Below are 17,278 nucleotides of genomic sequence, written 5' to 3' on the forward strand. Positions count from 1 at the left end.
TTAGCGTATGAGGATTTTACGATATCAGTTTATATGTATGATGGCAATCAACTTCAAATACGGTCATTGGCTTAAGCAAGAGTTTTTACCTTTCTGGATAGGAATTATTACTTTTGATTCAAACTCTACCTATACATGCAATTTTTAGGCCATTCGAACAGGCTGATCCTTTTGGCGGAAGATGATACCGATGACCATGAATTATTGAAAAATGCCTTTAATGAGATAGACCCTGCCTGGCAGGTGCACTGTATCGCCAACGGAAAAAAATTCGTTCAACACCTCGATACGATTCAAGATGATCAGCTGCCTGCGTTATTAGTGCTGGACTATAACATTCCGGAACTTACGGGCGTCGAGATCGTGGAAGCACTTAATCACCGCGGCCGTTATCTGGGCATACCGAAAGTGATATGGAGTACATCCGCCAGCCCTGTATACAAAGCGAAAAGCATTGAACTGGGCGTGGCCGATTATGTAATCAAACCCAGTGACATCGCCTCTTTCCGCGATATCGCGCAACACATGTTATCTTTCATCAAAAGCTGATTTGTCCATATCACCGATTTTGTTGCCTGCATACGCGCGGTCCCGCTTAATATGGCTGGAATAGTGCACCTTTGCAGGAATACAAATACAGGGCAATGCACAGCAAACAAATTATTACTGCCGGCACGCCGCTGGCTTCTGCTAAAAAAGCGCTGATCATGATACATGGTCGCGGAGGCTCCGCACAGGACATCCTCTCGATTGCGCAATACCTTAACGTGAACGACTACGCGCTGATAGCGCCGAAAGCGACCAACAATACCTGGTACCCTTTTTCTTTTATGGCTCCTCTTGGCCAAAACGAGCCCTGGCTCAGTTCCGCGCTGCAGGTGTTGGAAGATGTGGTGGATGAAGTGATTGATAGCGGCATTCCAAAAGAACATATTTACTTCCTCGGATTTTCACAGGGCGCCTGCCTTACGCTGGACTTCGTTACTCGCCACGCTGCCCGTTTCGGTGGTGTTGCTGCGTTCACCGGCGGATTGATCGGCGATAAGATCTATCCCGAACATTACACGGGCGACTTCGCACAAACCCCGGTATTCATTGGCACCAGCGATCCCGATCCGCATGTTCCGGTGGAGCGTGTATATGCGACCGTTAATATCATGAAGAATATGAACGCCGAGGTAACGGAAAAGGTATATACGAATATGGGCCATACGATCTCTCAGGATGAAATCGACCACGCTAACAGATTAGTCTTTAAATAGGATGGAACACGCTTACCCGGTTACCCGTATTTACAGCGACGCCAACGGCGACAGCCGTTTCGAGGATGTCACCGTACCAATGAACGATGCCGGCGAGATCGGCTGGATGTCGGCTCAACTGCCTGTCAAGTCGATCATCTTCCGCGAGGTGGAGCCATCGTACGATTACGATTTTCACAACGCACCGCAGCGCCAGTACCTGGTGATGATCGACGGTGAGATAGAGATTACCACCTCGCTAGGTGAGATCAGGACGTTCAAAGGCGGTGATGTGTTGTTACTGGAAGATACGGAGGGCAAGGGTCACCGTACGCGGAATTTGCAAGCGATACGCAGGAAGTCAATTTTCGTGACGTTGTAGGCTGCAGCGAAGCGAAGACCAACGCGAAAAGTTTGCTTCACCGCGGTCGCCATTACTAATAAACAAGCGCCTATTCCTCGTCGCCGTGGTGATGAAATGAAGCAAACTTCGTGTGTAGTTACGTCACCCGCCCACCCGCTTCTTCATACAAACACTATCCTTCGAATCCACATACTGCCCGTACCGCGGAATGTCTTCGTACTGGTGTTTGCGATACAGACTAACAGCATCAGGCATAAAACTGCCCGTCTCCAATATACACTCGTCGTACCCGGATTCTGCTGCCCAGGTTTCCAATGCTTTTAGCACCTCACCCGCAACACCCTGACCACGATACCGGGGATGCGTAAACATCCTTTTAATTTCGGCCATGCCCTCGTACGGTTTGAAAGCACCACAACCCACCGGCACCCCATCTATATATGCTACGATCACGTGCTTAAGCTGGTCGATTTTATTGTAAGCCGCGAAGAAGTCGTTCTGTTCGCCATTTACGACGGCCAGGTATTTATCTAATTGGATCACCAACTCCCGGAAGTCGGCATTATCGGAATCGGTGCGTTTAAAAGAAATCATGTTCCCAGTTTTGTAGTCAACAAAAAAGCTGATGCAATATGCACCAGCTTTCTGTCATATTGAAAGGCTGAGTTAATCTTTTAATCCGAGATACGCTTTCACGGCTGCATAATTATTCCAGTCGATCGGCGATTTCCTGGCCGTAGTGCCGCCCGGAATCAATATATACCTGTACTGTTGGTATTTTGCACCCTGGTCCGTAACGGTGCCGAAGTTACCATTCGCCCATACGGTGATTTTATTCAGCGAGAATGTCGTAGTAATGAAAATACCGAAGAAGGCATCTGTCAATGGCAGCGGATCGATTTGCGGCGCTGCGGCGGTTCCCCAGTTTACAAACACTTTCATTTCTCCTGAAGTCAGTATTTCCTGCGTAAGTTTCGGCGCCGGAATATCTACCCCGTAAGCAAATACGCCGCCGGTATCATCCGGGATAGGCGCGTAGGTAACATCTAACCAGGCAGAATAAATAACATTCGCCGTTCCGGCTGCACCTGGCGCGCCAGCAGGGCCGGCAGGACCAGCGGGACCAGCAGGACCGGCAGGACCCTGATCGCCTTGAGGGCCGGCACTTCCATCTTTACCACATGAACTTAGAAAAGCGGCAACCGCAAATACCATCATGGGGATATATAAAATCCTGAGCGTGATTCTTTTCATAAAAACAAGTTTAGATATTTGATGTTAGTGTTAAACGTATTGATTATCTCACCCAGGTAATCCACCTCCGCGAGTCTGCAGCGCTCACCATGTCATAGCTGCCGGCACTGGTCTGAACAAGGTAGTAGCCCTGTGTACTTAAGAACTGTAGACGGGTATTATCGAAGGGCGCTCTGTTTGCCGGGATATTCGCTGCTCCCAGCACCCCGAAATTGGTAAAATAGATCCGGCCATTGTTGAAAACAGGCGGTTGAAATGCAGGACCATAATACAAGCCAGGCCCCTGACTTCCATTCAAATAGAATCCAGCCAGGTCAACGAATAAACCGCCTCCTACATCCTGGTATTCCGAGAAGAAAATGATAAACTGGAAACCAGGCAACGTTTTCACACCAAATGCATCCGTTATTCCATTCGCCCTGAACCCGTCAAAAGATCTCCAATAACCCGCTCCGGTTGCGCCATTCCACCAGCGCAGCGGGGCTCCGGCATCATTCGCCACCGGCGCGTTCGCACCGGCAATCGTACCGGCCAAATTACCATTCGCATTCACCTGGAAAATGCCTGTACCGGTATTCCAGCTAAGGCCTGACAGGTAACGGATAGTCGTATTGCCATTCACCAGCGGCTGCGTAAACTCGATACCGGAACTGGAGAAGTAGTAGGTCGTTGTAAATGCCTTCGGTGTTCCCCCATCAATCCAAATGAAAGTAATGGTGCGCGTAAGTGGGTTGATGCGGATCTCATACGGCGTGCCGCCTACGGTTAATACTTTAAAGTATTGCTGAATGAACGCCGAGGTAGACTGGAACAGGATCGATGAACGCCAGGTACCGCTGGTCCACGCCTGCAAATCAGCCTGGGTCGATTTCCGGAGGATTAGTTTACTACCCTGCTGGCGGCCTGTCAGTTTGATGCTGTCTGCTGTCAGCGTATCGAGACTAAACTCGAAATCGGAATACAGGCCGGCTCCATAATCACCGCCATTTACAGCTGCATCCGGGTCGGCCAGGATGTGCAGGTAAGTGTAAGTATCGAATAACAGGCAGGGTTGCTGCAAGGCTTTTAACCGGTAGCTGCTTTCTTTTTCAACAGATGCGGTGGTCGTATCAATATCGCTGAAGGTCTTAACGCGGTTGGCGTTATTGAACGAGAAATGGAAGTTGTAGATGCCTCCCTGCGAGGTGACCAGTTGCGCATTCCAGCCATACTGCGAGGTTTCCAGCGCCTGCTGGTAACTGGCCAGGGCCGCGTACATGCGTTCGTTGGCCGACTGCTCAAACAGGTTGTTATCGTCCTTATCACAGCCGGAGAAGGCCAGTAAAGCGGAGAGCGCGTATAATAAAACTCTTTTCATTCGTCTTTGATTTAATCGGTTACTTGATCAGGCGTTCCACAGCAGCACGTGTACGGGCTTGCAGACTGTAAAAATCAATGCTCCAGGTATCTTTGAAGTAAGACACCACGATCGCTTCCTTCTGGCGCAGTTTAGCCCTGGCCTGGTCTGGCGTAGTGCCGTTGGGACCATTCGTTGTGATGCTGGCGAGTAAGTTGTTAAATCCTCCCCTGCCTTCTATGAGCATCAACGATATCATTTCTACAAAATCTTCATCGGGACTGCTCATCGCATAAGCGCTGATAAAGCCATCTGCCTGTGCCTGCCTGTCACTGATATTGTTCCAGTTGGAAGTATACATGCCCACCGAAATACGTTTAAAGTCCGGCGTGTACAGGATGTTCTGATGCAGGATGTGCCCAAACTCGTGTTCGATCGTATGGAACATCTCCTTCACGTTGAATGAATCCGAAGGTACATATCCCGTCATCCCCCTCACCCGGAAGTCATTGATAACATACAGCAGTACGCGGCGGCCACCTTCTGCAGTACCCAGCGTAATCGTACCATCCGTATTGTAACTTGCACTTCCCACCAGCACAAAGAACTTTGGCACCAGGCGTTTTACGAAAGGCAGGCCTGCTTCGGCGATATAAGTATCTAACCACACGCTGCGAATAGTGCTTAATACGGGGATGATATTTTCCTCTTTGGGAGGTACCAGGTTCTTGCCAAAATCAAGTTCGGCCTGGTCCCATTTGTATTTCACAGCCACATTGTAGTTTTTTGTGAGGCTGTCGCGAATCCAGACGTCTATCGGTCCGTCGGCCCATGTATCCCTGCCGAGGCCGGGAATATCGGCATCACTGAGGTCCTCCTCCTTGCAGGCTACAAAAGCACTGCAAAAAGCCAGAAGTAATATTGCCAGGTATTTAGTATTCATACGAAACATCTTTAATTGGGTTAGCGGGGATTTAATTCAATGCCTGAAATCTTGGCGGACTGCGGTATCTGGAACAGCCGGCGTTTATCGTCGCCCGTCAGTTCTTCGGTTTCACCTTCTGCCGTGTTGTGGATTACAGGAATGTGATAACGCAGGATATCGAGCCAGCGCATACCTTCCTGCGCGTACTCGGCACGTTTGAAGTCCAGGATTGTCTGGATAAGCGCGAGCTGCAGGTTATTGGTGCCGTAGTAAGTGCGTAACCTTTGAGCCGTAAGCGTGTGCGCGGCCGGGTTGTAATCATCGATCCTTGTAGATGCGTAGATGTTAAGGTCTGCCAGAGCCGCATCCGTTAAACCGAGATAAGTATTAGCTTCTGCACGATTAAACAGTACTTCTTCGGCCGTGAGCGCAGGCACAACGACGTTAGCCGTACCAATATCTGCGTTTACGGATGAGCGGATGAAATGCTCGTTCACTTTCGGGATCAGGTAATTATTGGTACCGACCGTATACGTCTGATTTTCGAATGCCCAGCCGCCACCAGTCGGGTTGCTGGCGAATATTTCATCCCTTACATCAGCATCCATCGAGTAACGGAAGGTGTAATAGTAACGGCCCCAGGTGGATGGTGTGTGAATGAGCAACAGGTTGGCCGGTTCGGTCGCTTTCGCATACACCGCCCACAGCTCGTTATAAGTAAGGGTTTTGTAAGTCGTATTCCACGGGCGCAGCATACCGGCGATGTTGCCGGATGAAAATACTACGCTGGCATAACTTGCGCAGGTGGTCCAGTCCTGCTTAAACAGGTAGAAGCGGGCCGCAAATGCATTGGCCGCCGCCTTATTAAAGTGATAACGCGGCACCGTGTACAGGTTATCGTTGATCAGCGGCAAACCAGTCAGCAAATCCTTTTCGATCATCTCGTATACGTAAGCGACGGTTTTACGCTCGTATTGTTTGATCACTTCCTTTTCAGGCGTGGTTACATATGGTATGCCCGGGCTGGAAGCTGCCGTAGCCGGATCATAGGTTTCGCAAAACACGGTTGCCAGCATGAAATGTGCGTATGCGCGTGCCAGCAGCGCCTCTCCTTTTTGCGCGGCGTAATCGGCGGGTTTCTCTGCTTTCGAGATGGTTTCCAGCGCCTGGTTGGCCGCAGCGATGGCCGTATAACAGGCGTTCCAATAATACTCGGGAGAGTCTTCCTGGTCTTCCCGCACATCCTGGAAGAGGTAGGCGTCTACGTTAGTATTCTCCGTATAAAAACCAAATCCTTTATCGTTCGCGTTATCAGAAGCCGATTCAAAAAAGCACATGTAATTCGCCCGGGGATAAGCGGTTCCTAGCAATTGCGCCACCTGTTCAGGCGTTTCGAGGGAAGCGCGGTTGTCGGGCGACTGCTCCAGGAACTTCTTACAACCGGTAGCTGTAAGGCCGAGTGCAATGAGTGTATATAGCGTTAATTTCTTCATAGTCAAATCGATTAAATACCAACTTTCAGCGACAGGGTATATTGTTTCTGGATAGGCAGTGCAACACCGCCGGCGTTAAAGAACTCGGGATCCTGGCCGTACAGGCGGCTGTCCGAGTAAATCAGCCAGGGGTTAGTGGCCACGGCGCTTACACTAGCGCTGTTCAGGTGAATGCGGTTCAGGAATTTCGGCGGCAAGGTGTAAGCCAGCGAAATTGTTTTCAACCTGATGAAATCACCTTTTGCCACCCGTTGCGTAGAATAGTTATAGTTGTTATATGGATACACACCACCGCCTAAACGGGCCTGTGAGTAAGCATCCAGCAGCGAAGGCACAGTGGTTACTTTTTCATCGCCACTCAACACCCAGCGGTTCTCAAATTCACGCGGTAACGCATCCAGGTCGGAGTAGGTAGTCTTAAATACCGGGTTCAGACGAATGGTATTACCCCATTGATAAGTGATAAAGAAGTTGAACGAAAAGTCTTTATAGTTGAAGGTGTTAGAGAAACCGCCTGTCACGGTCGGATCCACTTGTCCTTCATGCTGCAGGTAACTGATGTTCTGGTCCTGCAGGTACACCGCATTATTTTGTTTACCGGTTTCGTCGATAAACAGCGGGCCGCCATCCACCGGACTTAAGCCGGCAAACTTGATAGAGAACAGGCTGCGAACCGGGTAGCCTTGCACGTTACCACCTTCAGGCACTACGAGATCGAATATCCGCGGACGATTTTCTGCCCGGGTGATCTCGTTGTGATTGTAACCAAAAGTGAGGTTCGTACGCCAGCCCCAATCACGTTTTTTGATCACTTGTCCGCCGATGAGCAACTCCGTTCCCCATGAATCCATATCTGCATAGTTGGCCGCTTTTTCTGATTCGCCACCAATACCGGAAGTTCGGATAATGCTGATCAGGTCAAAACCTTTACGCTGGTAAGCATCCAGGCTAACATTCACGCGCTGCCCGAAGAAACCTGCATCCAGACCTACGTTAGCCGTGTATGACTTTTCCCACGTAAGCTCTGAGTTTTCGAGGTTCGCAAGTTGTATTACCGATTCGGTTTCGGTCAGGTAAGGACGAGTAGCGTTGATGTTGCGCAACACGATGGTTGAGTTGGTGGCCGGTCCCATACTGGCGGTGAGGCCGTAAGAGGCGCGCACAGTCAGGTAATCCACTTTGTCCACATTATCCATAAAATTTTCGCGGTCCAGGTTCCAGGAACCGGCGAGGCTCCAGGTGGGCAGCCAGCGTGCGCTGCGGGAGCTGCCTAGGCGGTTGGACCCGTCATAACGCACGGTACCGGTAAAGTTGTACTTCGCATCAAACGAATAACCCGCCGATCCGTAAAACGCCACGAAGCGGTCATAATCCTTACTCATACCGTAATACGGGAAATTGCTTTCGATGGTTTGCTTCAGGATGCGATAATCTACGAAAGGCACACCACCGTTTCCATATTGGTATCCGTAGCCAGTATTGTTGAAATTCTGCCGGTCGGCCGATTTCACCTGCATACCCGCCAACACGTTGATGGAATGCACCTCGTTAAACGTCTTATTATAATTTAAGCTGTTACGGAAGTCATAGCTCAACAACTGGTCTTCGGTACGATTGTAAAAACCACCATAAGGCAGCACTACTTCCGGCTCTGCTTCCGGGTTATCCGGGTCGCGGTACAGGAAGCGGTTGCGCGAGCGGATGGTGGAGTTGCCTGCCGCACGGTACGCATTCGCCATGTTCGCATCCTCCGTGATCTGGTGTTCGCGGGAAGACTTCACATACCGCAACGCACCTACAAACTCGTAGCGCAGATCGTTCGTCAGCTTATAATTCAGATCGCCCTGTAAACGCAGATCGATCAGGTTGATGTCGATATAATTATTATCCAGTTCTGACAAAATATTGAACGGTGCAAAGTTGCGGGTAAAGAACTCGCGGCTGCCATCGTCATTGAACGCGCTCACCGTACGGCTGCTGTTCAGTGCAAAACTGAAAGGATTGATATCGAAGTCGCGGTCGAACTGGCCTTCTACCGGGTTGGGATTACGACCCAGCGAGCCGGCGGCCTTTTGCTGCCTTACAGAAGCCAGGGTAGAGAAACCTACTTTCAACCGGTCCGAAAACGTGTAGTTGTTGCGGAAGTTCAGCGTATAACGACTCACCCGATCAGATATCGCCCAGCCGTTATCATTATAAAAGGAAGTGGAAAAGTATGACTGTGACTTATCCGTACCAAAGGAGATCGCCAGCGAGTGTTCCTGCAACAGGTTGTTGTTAAAAAGCAGGTCGAACCAATCGGTATTAACGCGTGCATAACGTTGCAGGTAGGCCAGTTCCGCTTCAGGCGTGTTCTCATAAACAAAGTTGCCATCGGCGTCGAGTTGCGTCACACCGGCCCAGTACTTTCCATAAACGCCGTAGTTGCCCGCATCGAGCATACTAAGTTTCAGCGCACCTTTATCTTCCAGTTCTGATAATACCCCCATCTGCTCGGCGGAGTTCATAATATTATATTCCCGGTAGGAAGGCTTTAATTGCGTACTGAAGTTGCCAGTGTACGTCACCAGCGGTTTACCGATGCGGCCTTTTTTAGTAGTGATCACCACTACCCCGTTCATCGCGCGGGCACCGTACAGCGCCGTAGCAGCCGCATCCTTCAGAATGGCGAAGCTTTCGATATCGTTCGCGTTCAATCCCGCAACGGCAGAACCCAGCAAAGTGGTAGGGTCACCGCTGGACAGCTGGTCGTTGGAGATGTTCACGATATCTTCCAACACCACGTTATCCACCACCCAAAGCGGTTTATTATCACCGTTAATGGAGGTAGCGCCGCGCACGCGCACTTTAGGCGCGGCCCCAAAGGAGCCGGACACGTTTTGTACCGACACCCCGGCAGCGCGGCCTTCGAGCATGCGGCTTACGTCTACCACGCCGTCCATTCTTACGTCGTCGGCTTTAAGCGTAACGGCCGATCCGGAAAACTTGCGTTTATCCAAGTCCTGGAAGCCCGTTACCACCACTTCGGACAGCACGCCCTCCTGTTTGGCGAGGCTTACATTTAACGCTGCACCGCGGAACACCGCGATGGTCGGACGTTTACCGATGTAGGAAAAGCGCAGGCTGTCGCCGATGCTGGCAGCAATGGCGTAATCACCGTTAGCGGTGGTCAATACGCCTTTACGCCGGACCAGGTTTTCGACCGTTACACCGGGCAGCGGGATGTTTTCTTCTTCGTCCATTACTCGTCCCCGCGCCATTTGCTGGCGGGCGGTATCCTGGAAAGCAATATCTCCCGTGGAAGCATGCGTATCAGAAGGAATAGAGGCCAGGGCTGGTAGCATGAGTAGGGCCAACGGGAACTTTTTAATCCATCCCCGGATAGAATAGGAGTGTACCATTAAATACATGGGCATACATGGTTTTGTATATACGTTCTCTGGTTGATACTATTTAGCGCTCGAAAAAGCCTCTTTGCGAAGCCGGTAGCCTCCCGCTTTCCACATGCCTCTCCACGATTGGGGTTTCGGACTACCTCTATTAAGGTACGTAATATAAACCAATGTTTTAACATTTTTTTAAGGATTGACGTATAGCCGGTATTAGAGAGGCCCGGCGTAAACAAAACAGAGTGCCGGCAAACGCCAGCACCCTGCATAAGCATGGTTTTCCGTGTAGAATTATAATCCGGCAGCTGCCGTTTCAATCACTTTTGCTACTTCTCCTGGTTTAGAGATAAATGCGCAATGGCTGCCTTTTACTTCCGTAATGGTGGCGCCGGCACGTTTCGCCATATACCGCTGCGCATCCGGAACGATGGTTTTATCTTCCGTACCCAGCACGTACCAGGATTTTTTGCTTTTCCAGGCCGCCTGTTTCACCGACGCACCAAACACGCTTGCATTGATAGGCAACTGTGAATCGGCCATAAATGCCGCCAGGTCTTTCGGTAAATCGGCACAAAAGCTCGCATGGAACCGCGCTTTGTCGAACCAGGCGTATCCATTTGCATCGGGCGGCAATACCGCGAAGTCGGGGTTCGGCGGGCCGGATTGCAGTAGTTGTGCCAGCGTTTCGCCTTCAGCAGGCACAAATGCATCTACATACACCAGTCCCTTTACCTTGGGATCGTTGCCAGCTTCCGTAGCCACCGCACCGCCATAAGAATGTGCCACCAGCAGTACCGGTCCGTCAATACGATCGAGTGTGCGTTTGCAGGCAGCCACATCTTCGGCAAAACCTAGATTGGGATTGGTAGCCACACTTACGTTGTAACCTTTTTTCACGAGCGCTTTATACACGCCCTCCCAGCCGGAGCCGTTCGCGAATGAACCATGTACCAGCACAATGTTTTTCACCTGTGCCTGTGTTATGGTGAAAGAAAGACCGATGAAGGCCAGCAACATCGTCAAGTTCTTCACGCTGATGATAATATTTCTCATTTTTTTAGATTTAGATGGTGTAAAACTACCGCATCGCGCTACCGGCATCAATGGATAATGACCGGCTTCTATTGTATATTATACCGATGCCGTGCGTGACATTGCCGCACTATTTCCACAATGCGCCGGTACAGTCGGGCGAGCCTCCCTCCTGCGGCCGCGTTGGCATGATTTTATACCCCGTAATGCTAAACATACACCATGGACAGCATCAACAAACAACAGCCGGAAGACAACCACGAAGACCTCCGCGGGCCGGAGGCTATCGAAAAACTGAAGGCGTTAAGCGATAAAGCGAAAAGCTGCTTTTTCTGTACCCGCATCATCGGTGGCGAAGCCTTTTCTACCCGCCCGATGGCTGTTCAGAAAATAGATGATGCAGGCAACCTCTGGTTCCTGAGTGCGATCGACAGTTATAAAAACAAACACCTGCAGGCCGATCCTTACGTACAGTTGCTATTCCAGGGAAGCGCACATTCTGATTTCATGAGCATTTATGGTCATGCAACCGTGAACCAGGACAAAGCCATCATCAAAGAATTGTGGAACCCGATCCTGAAAACCTGGTTTACCGAAGGTGAGAACGACCCACGTATTACCGTGATCAAAGTAACCCCACGCAAAGGTTATTACTGGGATACCAAACACGGGCAGTTCGTCGCTTTTGCCAAACAAATCGCGGGAGCGATCACCGGTCAAACCCTGGACGATTCTATCGAAGGCAAGCTGACTATATAGCACGTATATAAAATTATGATACGGGTCTGCGACTTTTCTAAGTTCGTTGCAGATGCGGCAATTGCAAACTGCGGATGATATGGTAAATGTGAGTAACCACTAATGACTTTTTAAGCTGATATACGGACAGGGATGGGCAATTGCCTGTCCCTTTCTTTTTTGCCGTGCGTTGCGTACATTTAAGATAGTTCTTAAACTGATACCGATGACAGACAATGTAATTGCACGTTACCCCGGGGCCTATGCACACATCGACGAAGCTACCCGCCAGTCGGGCTTCAACATGGCCTCCGACCCCATGACCGGCGCGCTGCTGCGTACTTTGGCGGCTTCCAAACCCGGTGGCAGGTTCCTCGAACTGGGCACGGGTACCGGGCTTTCCACTTCCTGGATATTGGAAGGGATGGATAGCTCCGCTCACCTGATTTCTATCGACAATGACGCCAACCTGCTCAACATCGCCCGTACGCAGCTGGCAGACCGGCGCCTGCATCTGGAACTGGCCGATGGCGGCGAGTGGTTGCAACAGCACCGCGATCAACAATTTGACTATATATTTGCGGATACCTGGCATGGTAAGTACCTTTTGCTGGAAGAAGCGTTACACATGCTGCGTCCCGGCGCCCTGTACATCATCGACGACATGCTTCCACAGCCCAACTGGCCCGACGGCCATGCGGAGAAGGCTACCAACCTGCTGAAAACACTCGACGAACGCGAAGACCTCGTGTTGACCCGGCTTTGCTGGGCCACGGGCATCGTAATCGCAACCAAAAAAGCATAATGCCTGATGGCATCAAATATGTATACACACCGATATGAAAATAGCTACCTATAACGTGAATGGTGTAAACGGGCGACTGCCTGTATTGCTGCGCTGGCTGGAAGAGTCGGCCCCGGACGTAGTTTGCCTGCAGGAATTGAAAGCACCACAGGAAAAGTTTCCTGAACAGGCTTTGCTGGATGCAGGTTACAACGCCATCTGGCACGGGCAAAAAAGCTGGAACGGTGTAGCTATCCTCGCGAAAGGTCATACGATAACCGAGATTGGCCGTGGCCTTGCGGGCGATCCGGAAGATCTGCACAGCCGTTATATAGAAGCGATGGTGAATGGCGTTCATATCGGCTGCCTGTACCTGCCAAACGGCAATCCGGCCCCGGGGCCCAAGTTCGATTACAAACTCAGCTGGTTCCGTCGCTTTACCGAGCATGCCGCTAAACTTGTAGACAGTAAAACACCTGTTATACTCACCGGCGACTACAACGTGATGCCCACCGAAATGGACGTATACAAACCTGAGAGTTGGGTAACCGACGCTCTCTTCCGGCCTGAAACCCGCGCCGCCTTCGCCGGTGTAATGGGACAGGGCTGGACCGATGCCATCCGCACATTATATCCGGATGAAAAGATTTACACCTTCTGGGATTACTTCCGCAACGCCTTCGCCCGTAACGCCGGCCTGCGCATCGATCACTTCCTGCTGAACAAAGCCATTGCAGGCAAACTGACCGGCGGCGGTGTGGACGGATATGTGAGGGGCTGGGAGAAGACGAGCGACCATGCGCCGGTGTGGATTACGGTTAAATAAAAGGCAAGGTCGATAATCCCCTTTTTCTATTCCCGATATGTAAAAGAACTTACGCCGCCTTTCGCGGTATGTATTTGCATCATTTTACAACGATACATTCCTGGTTGCCGCTACCAGACTTTTTCCGGAGACGACAAAACAAATTTACGACCGTGAAATACCCGTTTGAGCGACGATATAACGAAGCTCGGAAATTGCTGTTACGAACCCCGGAAGTTGCTGTCATTAACAGCGTACTCTTCCGCTACGATCAGCCACAGGAAAGGCGAAATGTTGAATTACTGGATTTAATATCTGTATTGGATTAGTTACCCGCTGATTGTTTCACGCTTGAAGGGAGAGCGTATATCCAGTGTATATGCTTTACAGGTACCGGGGCTTGACTGGCTTGGGTTTCAGCGAATTTATGTACACGCAGGATATACACTGGGTATAGAAAGGGTTATTGCGCAAGCATTGCCTTTATGGCGTTCATATGCCCGACTAACTTTTGTTGTTTTGCTTTTGGCAGCCCGTCAATCAACGATGCTACCTGCCGGTTGGAGGCGTCGTTGAGTTCATCGAACAGCTGGCTGCCCTTTCGGGAGAGTGATAACAGGCTAACCCTGGCATCTTCGCTCGAAATATGTTTGGTGATTAATTTCTCTTTTTCGAACCGTTTTAATACCCGGCTGAGGTAACCTTTGTCGATATCCGCTTCACTCGTAATTCGCGAGGCGCTGACAGGCTGGTGAGCCTGAATTTCATACAGGATCCTCGCCTCTACCAGCGAATAATTACTGTTAAGCAAATGGTCGTCTAAGAGACCAATTAAGCCCGTGTAATAGCGGTTGAAGGCGCGGATCTCTTCTATGATATGTTTTTTATCACTCATAAGGAAGTACTGAGGGTTAGATCGTATCTGCGTTCAATCAATTCCTTATCGAAAGCATTGGATGCTTTTTCTTCCGTAAGTGCGAATCCATAGCGGGTGTAGAGTGCAATGGCAGCGTGCTGATCGTTGGTGGTCCAGAGGTAGGCTTCTTTAAAACCCCTTTCGTGCATAAAGCTGATAAACCCGTCCATTAGTTTCTTTCCCAGGCCGATACCCCGGTATTCGGGCAGGAACAGGAAATAACGGAACTGCACCTGTACGCCCCTGTGTTGTGCCACCAGGAAACCGATAATGCGTGCGTCGTGTTCACATATCCATACACGGTCCAGGACGGGATCGTATTCTTTGGCAAAATCTTTCAGGCCGTCCAGCACATAAGCTTCGAAGTTACGGCCATAGCCTTGTTCTTTGGCATAGATGAGGCCATGTAAGTATGCGATGTATCCTAAGTCTCCCGGCTGGAGCGTGTTTCTTATTTCGATGTCTGCTAACTTCACGGTGTTCATCTGCTGATATTTTAAAGGTTGACTAAGTCAACTATTATGCAAAGTAATGGAATATAGTTGACAAAATCAACCATATTTAAGACTAGCAACCGTTGAGTAAGTGGCTGAAAAAGTCGACAAGATAAATCCAATCGGTCGGCCTCTTCCGTAAGTGAATTAATAAATTTGCGTGCGAAGCACTCATTCTGCCAGAAATTAGAATTAATCTTAAATCATATTTGGTTTACTATAAACACCAGGACAGTACAATTACGGACACATCCGCCAGGAAAAAGATGCCCAAAAGACAGGAAGCCCAAAAAAATTCAGTGCGGAGTATTTGCAGTCATCATAAGAATTATTTAACTTTCAGATACCTTAGTGAGTTACCAAACCGGGCATAACACCGGTTTATACCTTAAGTATTCACCTTGCGTATTAACCCTCCATTTTGCTATTGACACTATTTTATTTGCAGTTTTTGTATTCACAATAACGGCCCGGCGTGTTTATCCGTTTAGCGCTGGCGACTTTCGCATTAAGATATGACCGACTACCGTGTGTTACTGGATGAGGAATTACTGGATTTGCTGAGCAGCAAGTCAGATCATGCTGCGTATGCCGAACTGTATCACCGATATTTCCACAAACTCTGTTGCTTCGTTAAACGCGCTTGTCCAGAAGAAGACGTTCCGGCCGACATCGCGCAGGACATCCTGTTGTACCTGTGGGAACAACGCAAAGAAATTCACATTCACAGTAAGCTTGTATATTTTTTATACCGCGCCGCATTTAACCAGGTACTGAAAAGGCAGCGAAGGGAAAAAGTGATTAACGCGTTCGAAACGTACTTCAAATCGCATTATGATGAAGCGTACGAAAGTACAGACAACGCGATCGCGTTAAAAGAAATTAATGAAACAGTGGATCGTGCATTGGAATATATGAGTCCTAAAATGAAGCTGGTATTTACTTCCAGCAGATTCAACCACATGCAGAATGCAGAGATCAGTGAACAATTCGGCATTCCGCGAAACACAGTAAAAGACCAGGTGAAAGGTGCATTAAGGATACTCCGCAAAATGGGCCTGAAGCTGAACGCTATCTTCTTTTAATCTCCACGTAACAGCGACGACAACCTCCCTGCAGGCTCAAAGAGCTTGCTATTTTTGTTGTACGTATGTCCGTAACCGTTCCCGAAAAATAATTCATTTTTTTCCACCCACCCCCTATCGTTAAGGTACTTATAATTATAAGGGTAATTGGAAACACCTACAGCTAATGGATAAACGTGAATTGGAAACATTATTGGACCGATACGAAAAAGGCCAATGTACACCGAGGGAAATAGCCGCACTTGAGAAGGTGCTGGCCGTTGCTGCGGAAGACAGTGTCACCGACGAGCTGGAGGTTGATACCAACACCTTTAAGCAGAAATGGGCGCTGGCGAAACAGAAAACGAACGCGGCATCCAGGCGTGCAAGAATATTACGCATATTGCCGTATGCAGCCGCCTCTATCGTCATAGCCGGAAGCCTCTTTTTTTTCGGGGACCGGTATTACGGCGCCACCAAGCAGCAACCACAGGTAACTATTATAGAGAACGTGGAGCCTGGCCGTAACCAGGCTTATCTTACTTTAGGCGATGGTCGCAAAATATCTTTAGAAGAAGCTAAAGACGGGCTGCTCGCTTCACAGGGATCATTTAGCCTTTACAAGACCGGCAACGGACAGTTGAAATACGTTCGTCCTAATGATAAGGCGGGCATCAACCCCATGCAGACGAATACCATCAGCACCCCACGTGGCGGTGAGTTCTCAGTGGAACTTCCCGACGGATCCAGGGTTTGGCTGAATGCAGCATCATCCATTACCTTCTCAACGGATATGGCCACCAGTGCCACCCGGGAACTTTCTATCCACGGCGAAGTATATTTTGAGGTAGCGACTGACAAGTCGAGACCATTTCGTGTAAAAGCCGGCATCCAAACCGTGGAGGTATTGGGCACACACTTTTCGATAAATTCCTACGCAGATGAACCTCAGGTAAAGACTTCTCTTCTTGAAGGCTCCGTCCGCATTACTTCTCATACACTTGCCACCGGCGTCATTCTCAGGCCGGGACAGCAAGCCCTTTTAAGCCAAAACAAAAAGATTGAAATTGTTCCGGTGAACGAGTCAGCACTCGCCTGGAAAAATGGCCTGATCCGCTTCCGCGGTGCGGACCTTCACACCGTCATGCGTCAGCTGTCCCGCTGGTATGACCTCGACGTAATTTATGAGGGACAAATATCAAATGAACTCATCAACGCCACTGTACCTAAGACCAGCCAGCTTGCCACTGTCCTGGATCTATTAAGAGGTATCGGCGTTGAATTTACCATTGAACAAACAGCCACCGGCAAGAGAATTATTGTAAAAGGAAATTAGTTATCGGTTTTACCAACTAGCATTTTAAGCCAAACCATCATTAGTAAACAGAAGGAAGCGTCAAGTTATTGTTATCGGTATTAAACACACAAAAGAGCCCGCACAGA

Annotated in this window: 17 protein-coding genes; 8 read left to right on the top strand and 9 right to left on the bottom strand. The window is 49.5% G+C overall.

Going from position 1 to position 17,278, the window contains the following annotated elements:
• Window positions 1-135 precede the first annotated feature (135 nt).
• The 3 genes from MKQ68_RS16830 (at window position 136) to MKQ68_RS16840 (ending at window position 1,623) form a co-directional block, all read left to right on the top strand.
• Window positions 136-549, top strand: coding sequence for a response regulator (locus MKQ68_RS16830; protein ID WP_264280130.1), 414 nt, complete (start codon window positions 136-138; stop codon window positions 547-549).
• 95 nt (window positions 550-644) lie between these two features.
• The gene (locus MKQ68_RS16835; protein WP_264280131.1) at window positions 645-1,262 is read left to right on the top strand and encodes an alpha/beta hydrolase; all 618 of its coding nucleotides are present in this window, start codon (window positions 645-647) and stop codon (window positions 1,260-1,262) included.
• 1 nt (window position 1,263) lies between these two features.
• Entirely contained in the window at window positions 1,264-1,623 is a 360-nt protein-coding gene (locus tag MKQ68_RS16840; protein ID WP_244840818.1) for a cupin domain-containing protein, read from the top strand.
• A gap of 123 nt (window positions 1,624-1,746) precedes the next feature.
• On the opposite strand, the gene MKQ68_RS16845 is transcribed toward MKQ68_RS16840, so the two are convergent.
• The 7 genes from MKQ68_RS16845 to MKQ68_RS16875 all read right to left on the bottom strand — a co-directional run bounded on the left by MKQ68_RS16845 (window position 1,747) and on the right by MKQ68_RS16875 (window position 11,055).
• Window positions 1,747-2,199 (bottom strand): GNAT family N-acetyltransferase, encoded by a 453-nt coding sequence (locus tag MKQ68_RS16845; protein ID WP_264280132.1) that lies wholly within the window; start codon window positions 2,197-2,199, stop codon window positions 1,747-1,749.
• A gap of 72 nt (window positions 2,200-2,271) precedes the next feature.
• Window positions 2,272-2,859 (bottom strand): hypothetical protein, encoded by a 588-nt coding sequence (locus MKQ68_RS16850; protein WP_264280133.1) that lies wholly within the window; start codon window positions 2,857-2,859, stop codon window positions 2,272-2,274.
• Window positions 2,860-2,902: 43 nt separating this feature from the next.
• Window positions 2,903-4,216: a DUF4302 domain-containing protein gene (locus MKQ68_RS16855; protein ID WP_264280134.1), complete on the bottom strand. Its 1,314-nt coding sequence runs from the start codon at window positions 4,214-4,216 to the stop codon at window positions 2,903-2,905.
• Between the two features lie 19 nt (window positions 4,217-4,235).
• Window positions 4,236-5,138 (bottom strand): zinc-binding metallopeptidase, encoded by a 903-nt coding sequence (locus tag MKQ68_RS16860; RefSeq protein WP_264280135.1) that lies wholly within the window; start codon window positions 5,136-5,138, stop codon window positions 4,236-4,238.
• Between the two features lie 20 nt (window positions 5,139-5,158).
• Window positions 5,159-6,613, bottom strand: coding sequence for a RagB/SusD family nutrient uptake outer membrane protein (locus MKQ68_RS16865; RefSeq protein WP_264280136.1), 1,455 nt, complete (start codon window positions 6,611-6,613; stop codon window positions 5,159-5,161).
• An 11-nt stretch (window positions 6,614-6,624) separates the two neighbouring features.
• Entirely contained in the window at window positions 6,625-10,029 is a 3,405-nt protein-coding gene (locus MKQ68_RS16870) for a SusC/RagA family TonB-linked outer membrane protein (protein ID WP_264280137.1), read from the bottom strand.
• Window positions 10,030-10,293: 264 nt separating this feature from the next.
• A complete protein-coding gene (locus MKQ68_RS16875; RefSeq protein WP_264280138.1) occupies window positions 10,294-11,055 on the bottom strand; it encodes an alpha/beta hydrolase in 762 nt (253 codons plus the stop codon).
• A gap of 201 nt (window positions 11,056-11,256) precedes the next feature.
• On the opposite strand from MKQ68_RS16875, the gene MKQ68_RS16880 reads away from it, so the two are divergent.
• The 3 genes from MKQ68_RS16880 (at window position 11,257) to xth (ending at window position 13,382) form a co-directional block, all read left to right on the top strand.
• Complete coding sequence (locus tag MKQ68_RS16880; protein WP_264280139.1) at window positions 11,257-11,793, top strand: pyridoxamine 5'-phosphate oxidase family protein; 537 nt, start codon at window positions 11,257-11,259, stop codon at window positions 11,791-11,793.
• Window positions 11,794-11,998: 205 nt separating this feature from the next.
• Window positions 11,999-12,577: an O-methyltransferase gene (locus MKQ68_RS16885; RefSeq protein ID WP_264280140.1), complete on the top strand. Its 579-nt coding sequence runs from the start codon at window positions 11,999-12,001 to the stop codon at window positions 12,575-12,577.
• Window positions 12,578-12,611: 34 nt separating this feature from the next.
• A complete protein-coding gene (gene xth, locus MKQ68_RS16890; protein ID WP_264280141.1) occupies window positions 12,612-13,382 on the top strand; it encodes an exodeoxyribonuclease III in 771 nt (256 codons plus the stop codon).
• 442 nt (window positions 13,383-13,824) lie between these two features.
• Here the strand turns inward: xth and MKQ68_RS16895 are convergent, their stop codons facing one another.
• Both MKQ68_RS16895 and MKQ68_RS16900 read right to left on the bottom strand, forming a co-directional pair.
• Entirely contained in the window at window positions 13,825-14,256 is a 432-nt protein-coding gene (locus MKQ68_RS16895) for a MarR family winged helix-turn-helix transcriptional regulator (RefSeq protein WP_264280142.1), read from the bottom strand.
• Complete coding sequence (locus MKQ68_RS16900) at window positions 14,253-14,762, bottom strand: GNAT family N-acetyltransferase (RefSeq protein WP_244843052.1); 510 nt, start codon at window positions 14,760-14,762, stop codon at window positions 14,253-14,255. The genes MKQ68_RS16895 and MKQ68_RS16900 overlap by 4 nt, the downstream gene beginning before the upstream one ends.
• 524 nt (window positions 14,763-15,286) lie before the next feature.
• Here MKQ68_RS16900 and MKQ68_RS16905 point away from each other — a divergent pair.
• Together MKQ68_RS16905 and MKQ68_RS16910 are read left to right on the top strand one after the other, a co-directional pair.
• Window positions 15,287-15,856 carry a sigma-70 family RNA polymerase sigma factor gene (locus MKQ68_RS16905; RefSeq protein WP_264280143.1) on the top strand — a complete coding sequence of 190 codons (570 nt, stop codon included), beginning with the start codon at window positions 15,287-15,289 and terminating at the stop codon, window positions 15,854-15,856.
• A 166-nt stretch (window positions 15,857-16,022) separates the two neighbouring features.
• Window positions 16,023-17,171 carry a FecR family protein gene (locus MKQ68_RS16910; protein ID WP_264280144.1) on the top strand — a complete coding sequence of 383 codons (1,149 nt, stop codon included), beginning with the start codon at window positions 16,023-16,025 and terminating at the stop codon, window positions 17,169-17,171.
• The last annotated feature ends 107 nt before the right edge of the window (window positions 17,172-17,278 follow it).

It is taken from the genome of Chitinophaga horti (genome assembly GCF_022867795.2).
Classification (GTDB): Bacteria; Bacteroidota; Bacteroidia; order Chitinophagales; family Chitinophagaceae; genus Chitinophaga; species Chitinophaga horti.

Bases quoted from the DNA above. Each gene is read 5' to 3' on its own strand.
- MKQ68_RS16895 (WP_264280142.1), bottom strand. From the start codon at position 14,256: ATGAGTGATAAAAAACATATCATAGAAGAGATCCGCGCCTTCAACCGC.
- MKQ68_RS16875 (WP_264280138.1), bottom strand. From the start codon at position 11,055: ATGAGAAATATTATCATCAGCGTGAAGAACTTGACGATGTTGCTGGCC.
- MKQ68_RS16830 (WP_264280130.1), top strand. From the start codon at position 136: ATGCAATTTTTAGGCCATTCGAACAGGCTGATCCTTTTGGCGGAAGAT.
- MKQ68_RS16900 (WP_244843052.1), bottom strand. From the start codon at position 14,762: ATGAACACCGTGAAGTTAGCAGACATCGAAATAAGAAACACGCTCCAG.
- MKQ68_RS16885 (WP_264280140.1), top strand. From the start codon at position 11,999: ATGACAGACAATGTAATTGCACGTTACCCCGGGGCCTATGCACACATC.
- xth (WP_264280141.1), top strand. From the start codon at position 12,612: ATGAAAATAGCTACCTATAACGTGAATGGTGTAAACGGGCGACTGCCT.
- MKQ68_RS16910 (WP_264280144.1), top strand. From the start codon at position 16,023: ATGGATAAACGTGAATTGGAAACATTATTGGACCGATACGAAAAAGGC.
- MKQ68_RS16870 (WP_264280137.1), bottom strand. From the start codon at position 10,029: ATGCCCATGTATTTAATGGTACACTCCTATTCTATCCGGGGATGGATT.
- MKQ68_RS16845 (WP_264280132.1), bottom strand. From the start codon at position 2,199: ATGATTTCTTTTAAACGCACCGATTCCGATAATGCCGACTTCCGGGAG.
- MKQ68_RS16840 (WP_244840818.1), top strand. From the start codon at position 1,264: ATGGAACACGCTTACCCGGTTACCCGTATTTACAGCGACGCCAACGGC.
- MKQ68_RS16850 (WP_264280133.1), bottom strand. From the start codon at position 2,859: ATGAAAAGAATCACGCTCAGGATTTTATATATCCCCATGATGGTATTT.
- MKQ68_RS16880 (WP_264280139.1), top strand. From the start codon at position 11,257: ATGGACAGCATCAACAAACAACAGCCGGAAGACAACCACGAAGACCTC.
- MKQ68_RS16835 (WP_264280131.1), top strand. From the start codon at position 645: ATGCACAGCAAACAAATTATTACTGCCGGCACGCCGCTGGCTTCTGCT.
- MKQ68_RS16855 (WP_264280134.1), bottom strand. From the start codon at position 4,216: ATGAAAAGAGTTTTATTATACGCGCTCTCCGCTTTACTGGCCTTCTCC.
- MKQ68_RS16905 (WP_264280143.1), top strand. From the start codon at position 15,287: ATGACCGACTACCGTGTGTTACTGGATGAGGAATTACTGGATTTGCTG.
- MKQ68_RS16860 (WP_264280135.1), bottom strand. From the start codon at position 5,138: ATGAATACTAAATACCTGGCAATATTACTTCTGGCTTTTTGCAGTGCT.
- MKQ68_RS16865 (WP_264280136.1), bottom strand. From the start codon at position 6,613: ATGAAGAAATTAACGCTATATACACTCATTGCACTCGGCCTTACAGCT.